The 18304-nt window shown below is 60.5% G+C and carries 15 protein-coding genes; 9 read left to right on the top strand and 6 right to left on the bottom strand.

Going from position 1 to position 18304, the window contains the following annotated elements:
- Positions 1 to 32 precede the first annotated feature (32 nt).
- From HVX72_RS16460 to HVX72_RS16440, 5 genes are all read right to left on the bottom strand, one after another.
- A complete protein-coding gene (locus HVX72_RS16460; protein WP_181821905.1) occupies positions 33 to 3116 on the bottom strand; it encodes a beta-galactosidase in 3084 nt (1027 codons plus the stop codon).
- Positions 3117 to 3241: 125 nt separating this feature from the next.
- Positions 3242 to 4327 carry a LacI family DNA-binding transcriptional regulator gene (locus HVX72_RS16455; RefSeq protein ID WP_131729027.1) on the bottom strand — a complete coding sequence of 362 codons (1086 nt, stop codon included), beginning with the start codon at positions 4325 to 4327 and terminating at the stop codon, positions 3242 to 3244.
- A gap of 27 nt (positions 4328 to 4354) precedes the next feature.
- Positions 4355 to 5308 (bottom strand): helix-turn-helix domain-containing protein, encoded by a 954-nt coding sequence (locus tag HVX72_RS16450; RefSeq protein WP_181821904.1) that lies wholly within the window; start codon positions 5306 to 5308, stop codon positions 4355 to 4357.
- A gap of 18 nt (positions 5309 to 5326) precedes the next feature.
- Positions 5327 to 6103 (bottom strand): MBL fold metallo-hydrolase, encoded by a 777-nt coding sequence (locus tag HVX72_RS16445; protein ID WP_181823286.1) that lies wholly within the window; start codon positions 6101 to 6103, stop codon positions 5327 to 5329.
- Between the two features lie 168 nt (positions 6104 to 6271).
- Positions 6272 to 7084, bottom strand: coding sequence for a DNA-binding transcriptional regulator (locus HVX72_RS16440; protein WP_072014967.1), 813 nt, complete (start codon positions 7082 to 7084; stop codon positions 6272 to 6274).
- A gap of 190 nt (positions 7085 to 7274) precedes the next feature.
- Between HVX72_RS16440 and HVX72_RS16435 the strand changes: the two genes are divergently transcribed.
- From HVX72_RS16435 to mmuM, 9 genes are all read left to right on the top strand, one after another.
- The gene (locus HVX72_RS16435) at positions 7275 to 8936 is read left to right on the top strand and encodes a bifunctional 3-(3-hydroxy-phenyl)propionate/3-hydroxycinnamic acid hydroxylase (protein WP_181821903.1); all 1662 of its coding nucleotides are present in this window, start codon (positions 7275 to 7277) and stop codon (positions 8934 to 8936) included.
- A 1-nt stretch (position 8937) separates the two neighbouring features.
- Positions 8938 to 9882, top strand: coding sequence for a 2,3-dihydroxyphenylpropionate/2,3-dihydroxicinnamic acid 1,2-dioxygenase (mhpB, locus tag HVX72_RS16430; RefSeq protein ID WP_060569105.1), 945 nt, complete (start codon positions 8938 to 8940; stop codon positions 9880 to 9882).
- A gap of 16 nt (positions 9883 to 9898) precedes the next feature.
- Positions 9899 to 10765, top strand: a complete 867-nt coding sequence (gene mhpC / locus HVX72_RS16425; protein ID WP_181821902.1) for a 2-hydroxy-6-oxonona-2,4-dienedioate hydrolase — start codon at positions 9899 to 9901, stop codon at positions 10763 to 10765.
- Between the two features lie 9 nt (positions 10766 to 10774).
- Positions 10775 to 11584, top strand: coding sequence for a 2-keto-4-pentenoate hydratase (mhpD, locus tag HVX72_RS16420; RefSeq protein WP_181821901.1), 810 nt, complete (start codon positions 10775 to 10777; stop codon positions 11582 to 11584).
- On the top strand, positions 11581 to 12531 hold the full coding sequence (mhpF, locus tag HVX72_RS16415; protein WP_181821900.1) for an acetaldehyde dehydrogenase: 951 nt from the start codon (positions 11581 to 11583) through the stop codon (positions 12529 to 12531). Before mhpD ends, mhpF begins: the two co-directional genes overlap by 4 nt.
- Positions 12528 to 13541 carry a 4-hydroxy-2-oxovalerate aldolase gene (mhpE, locus tag HVX72_RS16410; RefSeq protein ID WP_181821899.1) on the top strand — a complete coding sequence of 338 codons (1014 nt, stop codon included), beginning with the start codon at positions 12528 to 12530 and terminating at the stop codon, positions 13539 to 13541. Before mhpF ends, mhpE begins: the two co-directional genes overlap by 4 nt.
- Positions 13542 to 13610: 69 nt before the next feature.
- The gene (gene mhpT, locus HVX72_RS16405; RefSeq protein ID WP_181821898.1) at positions 13611 to 14810 is read left to right on the top strand and encodes a 3-(3-hydroxy-phenyl)propionate transporter MhpT; all 1200 of its coding nucleotides are present in this window, start codon (positions 13611 to 13613) and stop codon (positions 14808 to 14810) included.
- Between the two features lie 77 nt (positions 14811 to 14887).
- Positions 14888 to 16291: an S-methylmethionine permease gene (mmuP, locus tag HVX72_RS16400; RefSeq protein ID WP_181821897.1), complete on the top strand. Its 1404-nt coding sequence runs from the start codon at positions 14888 to 14890 to the stop codon at positions 16289 to 16291.
- A complete protein-coding gene (gene mmuM / locus HVX72_RS16395; RefSeq protein WP_181821896.1) occupies positions 16278 to 17210 on the top strand; it encodes a homocysteine S-methyltransferase in 933 nt (310 codons plus the stop codon). The genes mmuP and mmuM overlap by 14 nt, the downstream gene beginning before the upstream one ends.
- 36 nt (positions 17211 to 17246) lie before the next feature.
- Here the strand turns inward: mmuM and fbpC are convergent, their stop codons facing one another.
- Positions 17247 to 18293, bottom strand: a complete 1047-nt coding sequence (gene fbpC, locus HVX72_RS16390; protein WP_042286092.1) for a ferric ABC transporter ATP-binding protein — start codon at positions 18291 to 18293, stop codon at positions 17247 to 17249.
- Positions 18294 to 18304 lie beyond the last annotated feature (11 nt).

Raw genomic sequence — 18304 nt, 5'->3', positions numbered from 1 at the left:
TATCGGGCAGGCGTTAACCTGCCCGTTTTTTGTTATTTCAGGCACCAGACGATCTGGTAGTGATAGCGACCTGCGCTGAGCTGGTATTCCGGCGACACCGACGGGCTCCAGGAGTCGTCGCCGCCCACGCCCATGTGGAAGCCGTCAAGGTTCAGCCATGTACCGGCCTCTTCCTTCAACAGATGGCGATGGCTGGTCTTCATCAGTTGTTGCTGGCTGTAGCGGCTGATATTGAACTGGAAGTCGCCGCGCCAGCAGTGGGCGCCATAGCGCAGTTCGCGGGTGTGGCAGCGCAGCCCGTTTTCGCTCGGAAAAACGTACGGCGTATACATGTCGTCGAGCGACAGGTCCCAGCGATCAAAGCAGGCGGCAGAGAGGCGGTCCGGGTAGTTTTCATGCGGACCTAATCCCAGCCAGTTCACGCGATCCGCCACCTGGGCCAGTTGGCAGGTCAGTCCGATGCGCGCCGGGTGTGGCGTGCCGCGGGCGACATCCACATCCACCGTGATCGTCAGTTCGCCATCTCCGTCAATGCGCCAGGTTTTACGGCTGATAAACAGCGTTTCCCCCTGGGTCTGCCAGGCGTGGGCGGTAGTGATGATCACCGCGTCGGTGAGCGTCTGTGCTTCGCACTGCAACAGCATCGCTTCTGCGCGGTAATGCCCGGCGGCTTTCCAGCGTTCAACCCAGGCGTTCGGGTCAATACGCGTGGCTTCGCTGACGCCGATATCGTTATCAAGCGGCGCGCGGGTAAACTGGTCGCGAAGCGGGGTCAGCAGCTGCGCGTCCTCGCCGATCCAGTACTGCGTCAATACACCCTGCTGGCGGCAGAACTGCCAGCGTTGATGATTCACCGTGACCAGATAATGCGTCTCTCCCGCCTCAAGCCGTGGCGCACAACCGACAGGCGAGGAGATCGCCACGCTCAGTTTTTCCGCCAGCGGCCACTGCTGCCAGGCGCTGATGTGTCCGGCTGGCGCCCACGCGGTGGCCTGCGGCTGCTCAACGCGCACCGTCAGCCATAGCTGGCCTGCTGCATTGGGGGCAGCAACGTCGGGAAGGGTAATGACCTGGCGTCCCTGCGGGGCGATGTCCAGCACGACGTTCCCCGCTGCAATGGGGTTACCGTCCAGGGCAAGGGACCAGTGCAGGATCTCATTGTCGCTATGGCGGAACAGATATTCGCTGGTCACCTCGATGTTACGTTCCGCGCCGGGCAGCAGGGTAAACTGGAAAAACTGCTGCGCGTGTTTGGCTTCGTACAGTGACGGATGCGGCGTACGGTCGGCAAACACCAGACCGTCCATGCAGAACTGGCGGTCATTCGGCGTGTCGCCAAAGTCGCCGCCGTAGGCTGACCATGGGTTACCTTCATCATCATATTTAATCAGCGACTGATCGACCCAGTCCCAGACAAAGCCTCCCTGCAGGCGCGGATACTGCCGAAACGCCTGCCAGTATTTGGCGAAACCGCCGAGGCTGTTGCCCATTGCGTGCGCGTATTCGCAGAGGATCAGCGGGCGCTGTTCGCCCGGCATTGACAGCCATTTTTTGATTGACCATTTCGGCACCGCCGGGAACGGCTGATCCTGATCGACGCGGGCATACATCGGACAGATAATATCCGTCGCCGCGCTGTCTGCGCCGCCGCCCTCATATTGCACCGGGCGCGACGGATCTTCCGATTTCAACCAGCGGTACAGCGCGTCGTGGTTGACGCCATGCCCGGACTCATTGCCCAGCGACCAGATAATAATGCTCGGGTGATTGCGGTCGCGTTGTACCATGCGCGTCACCCGCTGGCTCATGGCGGGAAGCCAGGTTGGGTCATCGGTCAGGCGGTTCATCGGTACCATGCCGTGGGTTTCGATGTTGGCCTCATCCACGACGTACAGCCCATAACGGTCGCACAGCGTGTACCACAGCGGATGGTTTGGGTAATGGGAGCAGCGCACGGCGTTAAAATTGTTCTGCTTCATCAGGATGATGTCCTGTACCATCGTCGCTTCGTCCATTACCTGACCGTGCTTCGGGTGATGTTCGTGGCGATTCGTACCGCGAATCAGCAGCGGCTTGCCGTTCAGTAACAGCAGGCCGTTATCAATGCTGATCTGGCGAAAGCCGACGTCACAGGCTTCGGCTTCAATCAGTTCGCCGTCAGCGGTATGCAACTGCGCAACCGCGCGGTACAGATGCGGCGTTTCGGCGCTCCACAGCGACGGGTTATCGACTTTCAGGCGCAGGGTGGCGCGGTCATGATACGCGCCGCGCTCGTCAACAATTTCGCCGCCAAAGGGGGCCGTCTGTTCACCGACCAGGACGTCGCCATCCCACAACTGCACGGTGACGCGCAGATCGTCGCGCAGTTCACCGTGCATTCTGATTTCGGCGGCCAGTTCGGCGCGGCTGAAATCATCATTAAAGCGGGTGGAAATCCGCAGATCGCTGATTTGCGTAGCGGGCTTGGTTAGCAGGCTGACGTCGCGGAAGATACCGCTCATGCGCCACATGTCCTGATCTTCCAGGTATGTGCCGTCGCTCCAGCGCAGCACCATCACCGCCAGACGGTTCTCGCCGCCGCGCAGAAAATCGCTGAGATCGAACTCCGAAGGCAGACGGCTGTCCTGGCCGTAGCCGACCCAGCGTCCATTGCACCAGAGATGAAAGGCCGAATTGACGCCGTCGAAAATGATCCGCGTCTGGCTGTCGTGGAGTGCTGCCTCGTCAATATCAAATGTGAGCGAGTAACATCCTGTAGCGTTCTCTGCGGGTACGTAAGGCGGATTGACCGGAATTGGGTAGGTGACGTTGGTATAAATCGGTGCGTCGTAGCCGTACATTTGCCAGTTTGACGGTACGGGGATAGTGTCGGCATTTTCCGGATCGTTTAGCCGCCAGCTTTCCGGCACCGCCTCCGGCGAGGCGAACCAGGCAAATTTCCAGTCGCCGTTGAGGCTGCGCAATTGGGGAGAACGGGTATTATCCCGGGCGTCTTCGGCGCTGCGCCAGCTGGAAAATGGCGGGTGGGCTTCCAGACGGTTAAGCTGGGTTACGCCGGGATTTTCCCAGTCGCGGCGCGCCAGTACGGCGGCGAGTGAATCCGTGGTCAATGTCATGGCTATGTCCTGTCGTGAATTGTTATCCGCTCACAATTTTAGACAACATACGGGCAGAGCCAGAAAACTGTAAAGTCTGTTGAGGCTAATGGGTGAACTGTCTCACACATTTTCGTGTGCAGGATTTAGCGCGTTAACAGGGCGACCTGACGCGCCAACTGCATGAGCGAGTCGGCCAACGCTTGTGGAGAGGCGGCCTGTGTCCCAGGTGGCTGCACGGTTTTGCGCTCCACCAACGTGACCGGCAGCAACTGATTGCCCCCGGTTGATGCCCCGCGAGAAAGCTGGATCAGGCGGTCGACGCTGGTTTGTCCAAGCAGCGCGAAATCCTGCCTGATGGTCGTAAGGGGGGGAATGTAGCAGGCGCTGTCTTCGGTATCGTCATAGCCGATTACGGAAATATCGGTCGCCACGCGCAGACCGAACTCGCTTATGGCGCGCATTGCGCCTAACGCCATCTGGTCGTTGGCGACCAGCATCGCGCCGGGGATCGTCCCCGCGTTAAGCATCCGTTGGGTCTGGAGATAACCGGACATCGCGCTCCAGTCGCCTTCCTGCTGCGCCACCGGCTGGAGTTGATAACGCGCGAGGTGCTTATGCCAGCCCGCCAGACGCAGGCGCGCGGAAACCGACGTTTGCGGTCCGGCCAGCAGGGCGATGCGCTGGTGGCCGTGCTGAACCAGGTGCTCCACGCCGAGGCGCGCGCCGTCGTCGTGGGAAAAAATAATGCTGTTGATGGGCGACTGGTCCGACACGTCAAGGAACAGTACCGGCACGTTGCCACAGGCGGCGGCAACGGCAATGGCGTCGTCTTCGTCGAGGGGATAGTTGATGATAAGCCCACTTACCCGCTGCGCAAGCAGGTTATGCACTGCCGCTTTACAGGCGTCGACGCCGCTGCGCTCTACCATGGAAATTACCACGCTGGCCCCGGACTGGTCGGCGCGGGATTTAATGGCGGCGACAATCTGCGACGGTGCGTGCAGCGCCAGATTGGCGGTGGCAACGCCAATCAGCTGCGTCTGTTTGCCGGCTAACTGTTGGGCGACACGGTTAGGAATGTAGTTCAGCTCCGCCATGGCGGCTTCCACTTTTTCGCGGGTTCTCGCCGAGACGTGACTGGCCTGATTCACCACCCGCGAGACGGTCTGATAAGAGACGCCAGCATAGTCTGCCACATCGTAAAGCGTTACCGGTTTCACATTCATCACCCTGATTTCCACGTTTTCCGCGCGCTATCATGCCATACCGCAAAAGGTTTTTCGCCATTCAGCCGGGCTGACGCCGAAGTGGGATTTAAAATGCTGACGCCAGGTCACAGCAGACTGAAAACCCACTTCACTGGCGATGCGCTCGATGGGCAATTGGCTGGATTCCAGCAGCGTCTGGCTGAGGCGCAGGCGTTCACGGATCAGCCATTCGGCGACGCTACACCCTGTCGCCTTCATAAAATGACGGGTGAGCGTGCGACGACTCATCATGACCCGACTGGCGAGCGAATCAAGGTCATGGGGGTCGCGGATTGTCTGGCGCAAATAGTCCAGCAGTCCGTTAATGCGCGCATCGCGCGTGGTTTTGGGCACCGGCTGGGCGATAAATTGCGCCTGGCCGCCTTCACGGTGTGGCGGAACAATCATCCGCCGGGCGATTTGGTTCGCCACTACGCTGCCAAAGCGCTGGCGAATCAAATACAGGCAGCAGTCGAGAGCCGCCGCCGTGCCCGCAGAGGTGATGATCCCGTCGTCATCAACATACAATGCATTGATATCAAGTGTCACCGCCGGAAAACGCGCCTGAAAATCCTGCTCAAATTCCCAGTGCGTGGCGGCGCGTTTGCCGTCCAGAAGGCCTGCATAGCCCAGAACAAATGCCCCCAGACAAAGGCCAACAATTTGCGCGCCGTTTTGCCGGGCCTGCACCAGCGTATCCAGTAGCGTCTGGGGAGGACGCTGGGCGGTGGCGCCCCAGTAGGGGATCATCACAATATCCGCGTCGATGAGCGCCTCATAACCGTAGGCGGCGTGCAACGAAAACCCGTCCTGCGAGTTGACCGTACCCGGCGTTTCGGCGCAGATCTTCACCGTAAAGCGCTTCTGCGTTGCCACCTTTTCCCCGAACAGAATGCAGGGCACAGAAAAGTGAAATGGGCTGAAATCGTCCACGGCGACAATGGCGACGGTAACGGGGCGCATAGTTCTCCTCGATGGCGGTTAAAACGTCAGGTTTTCCCCATCTTCCGGCACATGCACATATTCTGCAATCTGGTTGTCACGTGCGTAGTCTTTGAGCGCCGCGCGCGTTAACAGACAGTGATTGATGGCTTCCATATGCGTTGCCACGATCTGCGCGTCCGGTAGGGTGAAATGAGTTTTTAGCACATCTTCCGCGCCCATGATGATCGGGCCAAAACCGATGACGTGCGCGAAACCGGCGTTCAATACCACCACATCAGGCTGATAGCGGATCATGTTGGCTTCGACCTCGTCGCGCCAGACGGTATCGCCCACCAGATACAGCGTTTTTTCCTGCGGATGGGTCAAGATGAGCCCGCAGGCTTCGCCCAGCCGGGCCGCCATTTCGGGAACGGCATACAGACGATCGGAGCCGTGCTGGCCGCCAGTTTTACGCAGCGTGATCGCCCCGAGAATGGTCTCTTCCGTCAGCACCGTCAGCGCGGTAAAACCCTGTTCGCGCAGCGTCTGCGCATCCTGCTCGTTTTGCACATAAATCGGCTTATCCTTCGGCACGCATGCGGACGCGGCGTCGTCCCAATGGTCTTCATGCAGATGGGTGACGATCAGCACGTCGGCCTGTAACAGCGTGTCGATATCGCAGGGAAGCTCCACGGTGGGGTTGCGAATATCGGCGCGGGCGGTGCCGGGAAAGCCCGGCCACGCGCCTTTCGGCGCCAGCATCGGGTCAATGAGAAATGTTTTGCCGCCAAACGTAATCAACTGGGTGGCGTTGCGAATTTGCGTAATGTTCATCATCGGTACTCCACGTGAGGGTCAGTGGAGACAGCGTAATAGAGGGCGCGAGGAAAAAATGTGGGCAAATGGGCGAATAGCGATGAGATTGGGCCAGATGACCTACTGGATGAGCGCGCGCGCGTTCCGGTCAACAGGCGCAGGGTCGAGGTAAAAATGTGACCCGTTTCACCGTCCGGCCACCAGAATCGCCTGCGACTCTACGGCTTCCTCAATTTGTCGCGCCACCTGTTGTAACGCCGCAAGATGCCGCTCTGCCGCCTGCTCAATACTCATCGCGCTGGCCATATACACCAGGTTCAGACAGCCAATCACCCGCTGCTCGCTGCGCAGCGGTACGGCGATAGAGGCGATTTTCTCCTCTTCATCCCAGCCACGATGATTTTGCCCGTAGCCCGCCTGGCGGGTGCGGGCAAGAATGGCGTCCAGCCTGCGGGGTTCGCGGGCCAGTTGGTACTCTTCGCCCGGACGCGCCGCCAGCATCGCTATCAGCGCCTGACGCTCGTTTTCCGGGCAAAACGCCAGCCAGGTCAGGCCAGAAGCGGTTTTCAGCAGCGGTAGGCGCCGCCCGACCATCGCGCGGTGAAACGACAGCCGGCTAAAGCGGTGGGTGGTTTCCCGTACCACCATCGCGTCAACGTCCAGCGTCGACACGTCGGTCGGCCAGACCACTTCGCGCAGGAGATCGCCCAGCAGCGGCGCCGCCAGTGCAGAAATCCACTGTTCGTCACGAAATCCTTCGCTCAACTGGCGCACTTTAATGGTTAAGCGGAAGCTGTCGTCAGACCGGCTGCGCCGGACGTATCCCTCATCCTGTAATGTCTCCAGCAGCCTGCGCACCGTGGTGCGATGCAGGCCGCTCAGCTCCGCCAGCAGGCTGACGCTGGCCCCGCCATCGAGTTTATTTAACATATTTAATAACATTAAGCCGCGCGTTAAACCGCGAACGGTTTTGTATTCCGTCTGCTCATCATTCTTCATGTTTATTGACATATTTATAGTTAAAACAAAGATGTGCACCTGGTGCACGTTCTGACATGTTTTGATTGTAGCGCAAAAAGCCCTTCTTATACTGACAACACTATAAAAAAGTATTCACATATTTTTAACAAAAAAGTGCGATGGCTAACTGACTCAGCCCCGCCGTTTTGTCCGAATCGTGAGGTACAACATGTCAACAACCCCTGATATTCAACCCGCCGTCAACCATACCGTTCAGGTCGCCATAGCCGGTGCGGGGCCGGTCGGACTGATGATGGCCAACTATCTTGGTCAGATGGGCATCGAGGTGCTGGTGGTGGAAAAGCTTGATAAGCTCATCGACTATCCCCGCGCCATCGGCATTGACGATGAGGCGCTGCGCACCATGCAGTCCGTCGGGCTGGTGGAGAAGGTGTTGCCACATACCACGCCACACCACGCGATGCGCTTTCTTACGCCAAAAGGCCGCTGCTTTGCTGATATTCAGCCGATGACCGATGAGTTCGGCTGGTCGCGGCGCAACGCGTTTATCCAGCCGCAGGTGGATGCGGTGTTGCTTGAGGGGCTGTCGCGCTTTCCCAATGTGCGCTGTCTGTTCTCTCGCGAGCTGGAAGCCTTCAGCCAGCAGGATGGCGAGGTGACGCTCAACCTGAAAACGGCGCAGGGGCAACGGGAAACGGTCAAAGCACAGTGGCTGGTGGCCTGCGATGGCGGAGCGAGCCTGGTGCGCCGCACGCTGAACGTGCCGTTCGAAGGGAAAACCGCGCCGAACCAGTGGATTGTGGTCGATATTGCCAACGATCCGCTCAGCACGCCGCATGTCTATCTGTGCTGCGATCCGGTGCGGCCTTACGTTTCCGCCGCACTACCCCACGCGGTGCGGCGTTTTGAATTTATGGTGATGCCAGGGGAGACCGAGGCGCAGCTCAGCGAGCCGCAAAACATGCGTCAGCTGTTAAGCAAGGTACTGCCGAACCCGGACAACGTCGAGCTGATCCGTCAGCGCGTCTACACCCATAACGCCCGTCTTGCCGATCGCTTCCGCGTCGATCGCGTGCTGCTGGCCGGCGACGCGGCGCACATCATGCCGGTCTGGCAGGGGCAGGGCTATAACAGCGGCATGCGCGACGCCTTTAACCTCGCCTGGAAGCTGGCGCTGGTGATCGACGGCAAAGCGAGTGACGCGCTGCTCGATACCTACCAGCAGGAACGCCGCGATCACGCAAAAGCGATGATTGACCTCTCAGTGACCGCCGGCAACGTGCTGGCGCCGCCGAAGCGCTGGCATGGCACGGTGCGTGACGGCGCCTCCTGGCTGCTGAACTACCTGCCGCCGGTGAAACGCTACTTTCTCGAAATGCGCTTCAAGCCGATGCCGCAGTATCACGACGGCGCGCTGGTGCGTGAAGGCGAGGTCGCAACGTCCCCCGTCGGCAAGATGTTTATTCAGCCGAAGGTCACGCTGGAGACGGGAGAGGTGACGCTGCTGGATAACGTCATCGGCGCGAACTTCGCGGTGATCGGCTGGGGCTGTAACCCGCTGTGGGGGATGAGCGAAGCGCAGATTCGGCAGTGGCGCGCCACCGGCACGCGCTTTATTCAGGTGGTGCCGGAGGTGCAGATTGGCACCCCGCAGGACCGCCACGACGGGGTGATCCGTATCGGCGACGCGCAGGGGCGTCTGCGCGAGTGGTTCGCACGGCATAACGTCTCGCTGGTGGTGATGCGCCCGGACCGCTTTGTCGCTGCTGTCGCCATTCCTCAAACCCTCGGCGCCACGCTCAATACCCTGGCGTCAGTGATGACGCTGACCCGCGCGGATGCCAATCTTCCTGTCGAAAAGGTGGCCTGATATGCACGCTTATCTTCACTGTCTTTCCCACTCGCCGCTGGTGGGCTATGTCGACCCGGCGCAGGCCGTGCTGGACGAGGTCAACGGCGTTATCGCCAGTGCCCGCGCGCGGATCGCCGCGTTTGATCCCGAACTGGTGGTGCTGTTCGCTCCGGATCACTACAACGGGTTTTTCTATGACGTCATGCCGCCGTTTTGTTTAGGCGTCGGCGCGACGGCGATTGGCGATTTTGGTAGCGCGGCGGGGGAACTGCCGGTACCGACTGAACTGGCCGAAGCCTGCGCCCACGCGGTGATGAAAAACGGCATCGATCTCGCCGTCTCGTATTGCATGCAGGTCGATCACGGCTTTGCCCAGCCGCTGGAGTTTTTGCTCGGCGGGCTGGACAACGTGCCGGTGCTGCCGGTGTTTATCAACGGCGTCGCCGCGCCGTTGCCGGGCTTTCAGCGTACCCGGATGCTGGGGGAAGCGATTGGTCGTTTCACCAGCACGCTTAATAAGCGGGTGCTGTTTTTAGGGTCCGGCGGGTTGTCGCACCAGCCGCCGGTGCCGGAGCTGGCGAAAGCCGACGCCCATATGCGCGATCGCCTGCTGGGCAGTGGCAAACAGTTGCCTGCCGGGGAGCGTGAGCTGCGTCAGCAGCGGGTGATCGGCGCCGCCGAGAAGTTTGTTGCAGATCAGAAAACGCTGCACCCGCTGAACCCCATCTGGGACAACCGGTTTATGTCGCTGCTCGAACAGGGTCGTATTGCCGAACTGGATGCCGTCAGCAATGAAGAGCTGTCCGCGATCGCGGGCAAATCCACCCACGAAATTAAAACCTGGGTTGCCGCTTTCGCCGCCATTTCCGCCTTTGGCGCCTGGCGAAGCGAAGGTCGTTACTATCGCCCGATCCCGGAGTGGATCGCCGGATTTGGCTCGCTGAGCGCCAGAACACTGAACTGAAAGGCAGGAGAACATCATGAGTTATCAACCGCAAACCGAAGCCGCGACCAGCCGTTTTCTCAACGTTGAGGAAGCCGGTAAAACGCTACGCATCCATTACAACGACTGCGGCGCAGGCGACGAAACCGTCGTTCTGCTGCACGGTTCCGGCCCGGGGGCCACGGGCTGGGCCAACTTCAGCCGCAATATCGATCCGCTGGTGGAAGCGGGCTATCGCGTGATCCTGCTCGACTGCCCGGGCTGGGGCAAGAGCGATTCGATCGTCAATACCGGGTCACGATCCGATCTCAATGCCCGCATTCTGAAAAGCGTGGTCGACCAACTGGACATTCAGAACGTCCACCTGCTGGGCAACTCAATGGGCGGCCACAGCGCCGTCGCCTTCACCCTGAGCTGGCCGGAGCGCGTCGGCAGGCTGGTGCTGATGGGCGGGGGAACCGGCGGTATGAGCCTGTTCACGCCAATGCCGACGGAAGGCATTAAGCGGCTGAATCAGCTTTACCGCGAGCCGACCATCGACAATCTGAAACAGATGATGAACATCTTCGTCCATGACCCCCGCGACCTGACCGACGCGCTGTTTGAAGCGCGGCTGAACAATATGCTGTCGCGCCGCGATCATCTGGACAACTTTATTAAAAGTCTGGAGGCGAACCCGAAGCAATTCCCCGACTTCTCGCCGCGCCTGAGCGAAATCACCGCCCGGACCCTGATTGTCTGGGGGCGCAACGACCGCTTTGTGCCGATGGACGCCGGTCTGCGCCTGCTCGCCGGGATTGCCGGTGCCGAACTGCATATCTATCGCGACTGCGGCCACTGGGCGCAGTGGGAACATGCGGACGCCTTTAACCAACTGGTGCTCAATTTCCTCGCGCGCCCATAAGGAACGGTTATGTCGAACACTATCCTTGAACCAATCGCCGCAGCGTTGCGGCGTGCAGAAGAGCAGGGCGAAGCCATTGCGCCGGTGCGTGAATGGCCGGGCGTGGAGAGTGCGGAAGCCGCCTATGCCATTCAGCGCATCAATGTTGAACACGCCGTGGCGCAGGGGCGCCGGGTAGTCGGACGCAAAGTCGGCTTGACGCACCCGAAAGTCCAGCAGCAGCTGGGGGTGAGTCAGCCGGACTTCGGCACCCTGTTCGCCGACATGTGCTACGGCGACAACGAGACCATCCCGTTTTCCCGCGTGCTGCAACCGCGCATCGAAGCGGAAATCGCGCTGGTGCTTAACCGGGATCTGCCGCACGTTGACACCACCTTTGATGAACTGGCTGGCGCCGTTGAATGGGTGCTGCCCGCGCTGGAAGTGGTGGGCAGCCGCATCCGCGACTGGTCGATTCAGTTTGTCGACACCGTGGCGGACAACGCCTCCTGCGGCGTGTATGTGCTCGGCGGCCCGGCGCAGCGTCTGGCCGGAGTCGATCTGAAAAACTGCGCCATGCACATGACGCGCAATAACGAAGAGGTGTCCAGCGGGCGCGGCAGCGAATGCCTGGGGCATCCGCTGAACGCCGCCGTCTGGCTGGCGCGCAAAATGGCCAGCCTCGGCGAGCCGCTGCGCGCCGGCGACATTATTCTGACCGGGGCGCTGGGGCCGATGGTCGCGGTCAACGCGGGCGACACCTTTGCCGCCCATATTGCAGGTATTGGTTCGGTTGCCGTCACGTTTTCCGCGGCGACCACAGAAGGAAGTCAGTCATGAGTAAGTGTAAGGTTGCCATTATCGGTTCCGGCAATATCGGCACCGATTTGATGATTAAAATTTTGCGTCACGGTCAGCATCTGGAGATGGCGGTGATGGTCGGTATCGACCCTGAATCGGACGGACTGGCCCGCGCCCGCCGCATGGGCGTCGTCGCCACCCACGACGGGGTACGAGGGCTGATGGCGATGGCGGAATTTGCCGACATTGATATTGTGTTCGATGCCACCAGCGCGGGGGCGCATGTCAAAAACGACGCCGCCCTGCGCGAAGCGAAGCCGGGCATTCGCCTGATTGACCTGACGCCTGCGGCCATTGGCCCGTACTGCGTGCCGGTGGTCAATCTCGCGGCCAACGTCGACCAGCAGAACGTCAACATGGTCACCTGCGGCGGGCAGGCGACCATCCCGATGGTGGCGGCGGTCTCCCGCGTGGCGCGGGTGCATTACGCCGAGATTATCGCCTCGATCGCCAGTAAATCCGCCGGACCGGGAACGCGGGCAAACATTGACGAGTTCACCGAAACCACTGCGAAAGCCATTGAGGCGGTGGGCGGTGCGGCGAAGGGAAAAGCGATTATCGTGCTTAACCCGGCCGAACCGCCGCTGATGATGCGCGACACCGTCTATGTGCTGAGCGACGCCGCCTCGCAGGCGGAAGTGGAAGCTTCCATCAACGAGATGGCGGCCGCAGTGCAGGCTTACGTGCCGGGCTATCGCCTGAAGCAGCGCGTGCAGTTTGAGGTCATTCCTGAGGATAAACCAGTGAATTTGCCGGGCATCGGACAGTTCTGTGGGCTGAAAACCGCGGTGTATCTGGAAGTGGAAGGGGCGGCGCACTACCTGCCAGCGTATGCGGGCAATCTCGATATTATGACCTCCAGCGCGCTGGCGACCGCTGAAAAGATGGCGCAGTCGCTGACGCGTCGGGCAGGAGAAGCAGCATGAACGGTAAACAACTCTACATCTCGGACGTGACCCTGCGCGACGGCATGCACGCCATTCGTCATCAGTATTCACTGGAAAACGTGCGCCAGATTGCGAAAGCGCTCGACGACGCGCGGGTGGATTCGATTGAGGTCGCCCACGGCGACGGCCTGCAAGGCTCCAGCTTCAACTACGGCTTTGGCGCGCACAGCGATTTGCAGTGGATTGAAGCGGCGGCGGAGGTGGTGAAACATGCCAAAATCGCCACGCTGTTGTTGCCGGGGATCGGCACGATTCACGACCTGAAAAATGCGTATCAGGCCGGGGCGCGGGTGGTGCGCGTGGCGACCCACTGCACCGAGGCGGACGTCTCCGCTCAGCATATTCACTCTGCCCGTGAGCTGGGAATGGACACCGTCGGTTTCCTGATGATGAGCCATATGACCACGCCGGAAAATCTGGCCAGGCAGGCGAAGCTGATGGAAGGCTACGGCGCGACCTGCATCTATGTGGTCGACTCCGGCGGCGCAATGAACATGACGGACATTCGCGATCGCTTCCGCGCCCTGAAAGCGGTGCTGAAGCCGGAAACAGAAACCGGCATGCACGCGCATCACAACCTGAGTCTTGGGGTGGCGAATTCGATCGCCGCCGTGGAAGAGGGCTGTGACCGCATTGACGCCAGCCTGGCGGGAATGGGAGCCGGAGCGGGCAACGCGCCGCTGGAGGTCTTTATTGCCGCGGCCGATAAGCTCGGCTGGCAGCACGGCGCCGATCTGTATGCGCTGATGGACGCCGCCGACGATCTGGTGCGCCCGTTACAGGACCGCCCGGTGCGCGTGGATCGCGAAACCCTCGCGCTGGGCTATGCCGGCGTGTACTCCAGCTTCCTGCGTCACTGCGAAGTGGCGGCGGCACGCTACGGCCTGAGCGCGGTCGACATCCTCGTCGAACTGGGGAAACGCCGGATGGTGGGCGGCCAGGAAGACATGATCGTCGATGTGGCGCTGGATCTGCGCAACAGTCAATAAATAAGAATGATGCGGCTGGCAACGTATCAGCCGCCATTCACCTGCCCCGTGAACTCAGAGAGAGATCTTATGCATCCTCGTCCCTACGCTACATCGCGCCTGATGCTGACCATCGGGCTGTGTTTTCTGGTCGCCCTGATGGAAGGGCTCGATCTCCAGGCCGCCGGTATCGCCGCCGTGGGCATCGCCCGGGCATTCTCGCTGGATAGCATGCAAATGGGCTGGATCTTCAGCGCCGGGATCCTCGGCCTGTTACCCGGCGCGCTGGTCGGTGGCATGCTGGCGGATCGTTATGGACGCAAGCGCGTCCTGATCGCCTCCGTGGCGCTGTTCGGCGTGTTTTCGCTGGCGACCGCCCTGTCGTGGAGTTTCTTCACGCTGGTGTTTGCCCGCCTGATGACCGGCGTGGGCCTGGGCGCCGCGCTGCCGAATCTGATTGCGCTCACCTCCGAAGCCGCGGGGCCACGCTTTCGCGGCACGGCGGTCAGCCTGATGTACTGCGGGGTGCCTATTGGCGCCGCGCTGGCGGCAATGCTCGGTTTTGCCGGTGTCGCAACGGCCTGGCAGACCGTCTTCTGGGTGGGCGGCGTGATTCCGCTGCTGCTGGTGCCGTTGCTGATGCGCTGGCTGCCCGAGTCGGCAGTATTTGCCGGTCAAACCCCGGGCGCGCCACCGTTGCGCGCGCTGTTTGCCCCGGCGACGGCCAGCGCCACGCTGCTGCTCTGGCTGTGCTATTTCTTCACCCTGCTGGTGGTCTACATGCTGATCAACTGGTTACCGATGCTGTTGGTGGAACAGGGATTCCAGCCTTCGCAGGCGGCGCGGGTGATGTTTTCCCTGCAAATCGGCGCGGCGGCAGGCACGCTGATCCTCGGGGCGTTGATGGACAAGCTGCGGCCGCTGGCCATGTCGCTTCTGATCTATAGCGGGATGCTGGCCTCGCTGCTGGCGCTGGGCACCGTCTCTTCCTTCAGCGGTATGCTGATGGCCGGATTCATCGCCGGGCTGTTCGCCACCGGCGGGCAAAGCGTGCTCTACGCGCTGGCGCCGCTGTTCTACAGTACCGACATTCGGGCGACAGGGGTCGGCACCGCCGTGGCGGTCGGGCGCCTCGGAGCGATGAGCGGGCCGCTGCTGGCCGGGAAAATGCTGGCGCTCGGCACCGGTACCGTTGGCGTGATGGCGGCGTCAGCGCCAGGGATCCTGCTGGCGGGACTGGCGGTGTTTGTACTGATGAGCCGGACATCGCGCCGCCTGGCGGCTGGTTGAGTTTTGCATTCCGCCCGTAAACACGGTATAACAAACCTTCTTTGGATGTTTAGATGTCCATACGTTTAGAAGGTTATATGCAAACAACACAACAACATGCGCCACTGAAGCGCACCATGAAAACCCGCCATCTGATTATGCTGTCTCTGGGCGGCGTAATCGGTACCGGCTTATTTTTTAATACCGGATACATTATTTCGACCACCGGGGCGGCAGGGACGCTGCTGGCTTATCTGATTGGCGCGCTGGTGGTCTGGCTGGTGATGCAGTGCCTTGGCGAGCTGTCGGTCGCGATGCCGGAAACCGGGGCGTTTCACGTCTATGCCGCGCGCTACCTCGGTCCGGCGACGGGATACACCGTGGCATGGCTTTACTGGCTAACCTGGACTGTGGCGCTCGGCTCCAGCTTTACCGCCGCAGGATTCTGTATGCAGTACTGGTTTCCCCAGGTACCCGTCTGGATCTGGTGTGTCATTTTCTGTCTGGTGATATTTGGCCTGAACGTGGTGTCCACCCGCTTTTTTGCCGAAGGCGAGTTCTGGTTTTCACTGGTGAAGGTGATCACCATCATCGCGTTTATTGTTCTTGGCGGAGCGGCGATTTTCGGTATCATTCCGATGCAGGACGGTTCTCCCGCGCCGGGGTTAAGCAATATCACCGCCGAAGGCTGGTTCCCGCACGGCGGCCTGCCGATTCTGATGACCATGGTGGCGGTGAATTTCGCCTTTTCCGGCACAGAGCTTATCGGCATTGCCGCCGGTGAAACGGAAAACCCGCAAAAAGTCATCCCGGTGGCGATTCGTACCACCATTGCCCGGCTGATCATTTTCTTTATCGGCACCGTGTTCGTGCTGGCGGCGCTGATCCCAATGCAGCAGGCGGGGGTTGAAAAAAGCCCGTTTGTGCTGGTGTTTGAGAAGGTGGGCATTCCTTACGCGGCGGATATTGTGAACTTCGTGATCCTGACTGCGATCCTGTCGGCGGCAAACTCCGGGCTGTACGCGTCCGGGCGGATGCTGTGGTCGCTGTCTAACGAGCGCACGCTGCCCGCCTGTTTTGCGCGGGTGACCCGCAATGGCGTGCCGCTTACCGCGCTGTCGGTGAGTATGCTCGGCGGCGTGCTGGCGCTGTTTTCCAGCGTGGTCGCGCCGGATACGGTCTATGTCGCGCTGTCGGCGATTTCCGGCTTTGCTGTGGTGGCGGTGTGGCTGAGTATCTGCGCGTCACACTTTGTTTTTCGTCGTCGTCACGTTCAGCAGGGCAAAACGCTTGATGCGCTACAGTATCGCGCCCCCTGGTATCCGTTGGTGCCCGTGTCCGGGTTCGTCCTTTGCCTGGTGGCCTGTATCGGGCTGGCTTTCGATCCGAGTCAGAGAATTGCGCTGTGGTGCGGTTTACCGTTTGTGGCGCTGTGTTATGGTGTTTATTTCCTTACTCAATCGCGAGATAAACAACAGGAGTCTGAACATGTCGCAGAATAATCCGTTAAGCGCCATTCTCGAAAAGCACGATTTTCTGTTGCTGGACGGGGCAATGGCGACGGAGCTGGAAGCGCGGGGGTGCGATCTTACCGACAGTTTGTGGTCAGCCAGGGTGCTGGTAGAAAACCCGGAGCTGATCCGCGAAGTGCATCTGGACTATTTTCGCGCCGGGGCCCAGTGCGCGATTACCGCCAGCTACCAGGCCACGCCGGAAGGGTTCGCGGCGCGCGGACTGGATGAAGCGCAGGCCAAAGCGCTGATCGGCAAAAGCGTGGAGCTGGCGCGTAAAGCTCGCGAAGCCTGGCTGGCGGAAAATCCGCAGGCGGGCACGCTGCTGGTGGCGGGATCGGTCGGCCCGTATGGCGCGTTCCTGGCGGACGGGTCGGAATATTGCGGTGACTACGTGCGCACCCCCGAGCAATTTCAGGCCTTCCACCGTCCGCGCGTTGAGGCGCTACTGGATGCTGGCGCCGATCTGCTGGCCTGTGAAACGCTGCCTAACTTTGTTGAGATTCAGGCGCTGGCGGCGCTGTTGACCGACTACCCGCGCGCCCGCGCATGGTTCTCTTTCACCCTACGCGACAGTGAACATCTGAGCGACGGCACGCCGTTGCAGGAGGTGGCCGAGTGGCTTAATCATTATCCGCAGGTGGTCGCGATTGGCATTAACTGCATCGCGCTGGAAAACACCACCGCCGCGTTACAGCATTTGCGCGGCGTAACGGCGCTGCCGCTGGTGATTTACCCGAATTCGGGTGAGCATTACGATGCGGTGAGCAAAACCTGGCATCATCATGGTGAAGCGTGCGAGACGCTGGCGGATTATTTGCCGCAGTGGTTAGCGGCGGGGGCGAAGCTGATAGGCGGCTGCTGCCGGACAACGCCAAAGGATATTGCCGAATTAAACGCCCGTCGCTGAGGGTGCGCCGGGTGGCGTCGCGCCACCCGGCAACGATCACGCCGCGTCCGCTAACATAAACATGCCGTACGGGTGGATTTCGAGGTAGTACTGCTCGCCGACGTCCGGCTGTAAGCGCGTAGCGTTGACCTGTAATAAAATCTCCTGCCCGTGCCACTCCACCGTTACTTCGTACTGTGGCCCCATATAGGCCACGTGCCGGATGGCGCAACGCTGACTCTCTTCCCCACGATCGCTTAAGGTGATCGCTTCCGGACGCACGCCCACGGTCCCGGCGCCTTCAGCCACAAAGTGCGCGGGGCGCGGCAGGCGATAACCGTAAATATTCACCGCTTCCGGGGTGAAGGTGGCCGGGAACAGGTTGGCATCGCCCATAAAGCTCGCCATAAAACGTGACGCGGGCTGGCGGTACAGTTCCTGCGGCGAACCGATCTGCATGATATGTCCTTTGTTCATCACCAGCACGGTGTCGGAAACGGCAAAGGCTTCGCTTTGATCGTGGGTGACGTACAGTGAGGTAATATCAAACTGCTTTTGCAGTTCGCGGATCTTGTCACGCATGCTGCGCCGGAGGTTAGCGTCGAGGTTACTCAGCGGCTCATCGAACAACAGCACCTTTGGTTTGAGGATCAAGGCGCGCGCCAGCGCCACGCGCTGCTGTTGGCCGCCGGAGATCTGATCGACATAGCGCGCTTCAAAGCCGTCAAGATCGACCATCGCCAGCGCCTCCTTCACCCGGGCGTTGACTTCCTGGCGTGAGACGCCGAGCATCTTCAGGCCGTAGCCGACATTTTCTCCCAGCGACATATGCGGGAACAGAGCGTAGGACTGGAATACCATACAGATATCGCGCTGCTGAATGGAACGGTGGGTAACATCTTCGCCATCGATAAAAATCTGCCCTTCACTCGGTTTTTCCAGCCCGGCGACCAGACGCAGAATAGTGGTTTTACCGCAGCCGGAGGGACCGAGCAGCGTCACCATTTGTCCCTGCGGAATCGTGAGAGTGATATTGTCGATCACCGTGTTGCTGCCGAATCGTTTGGTGACGTTGCGCAGTTCAACAAAATTTTTCTGACTCATAGTGCGCTCCA

The organism is Citrobacter sp. RHB21-C05, from assembly GCF_013889015.1.
Classification (GTDB): Bacteria; Pseudomonadota; Gammaproteobacteria; order Enterobacterales; family Enterobacteriaceae; genus Citrobacter_A; species Citrobacter_A sedlakii.
Note: the sequence above shows the minus strand (reverse complement) of the source record. Positions and strands in the feature narration are given on the sequence as shown.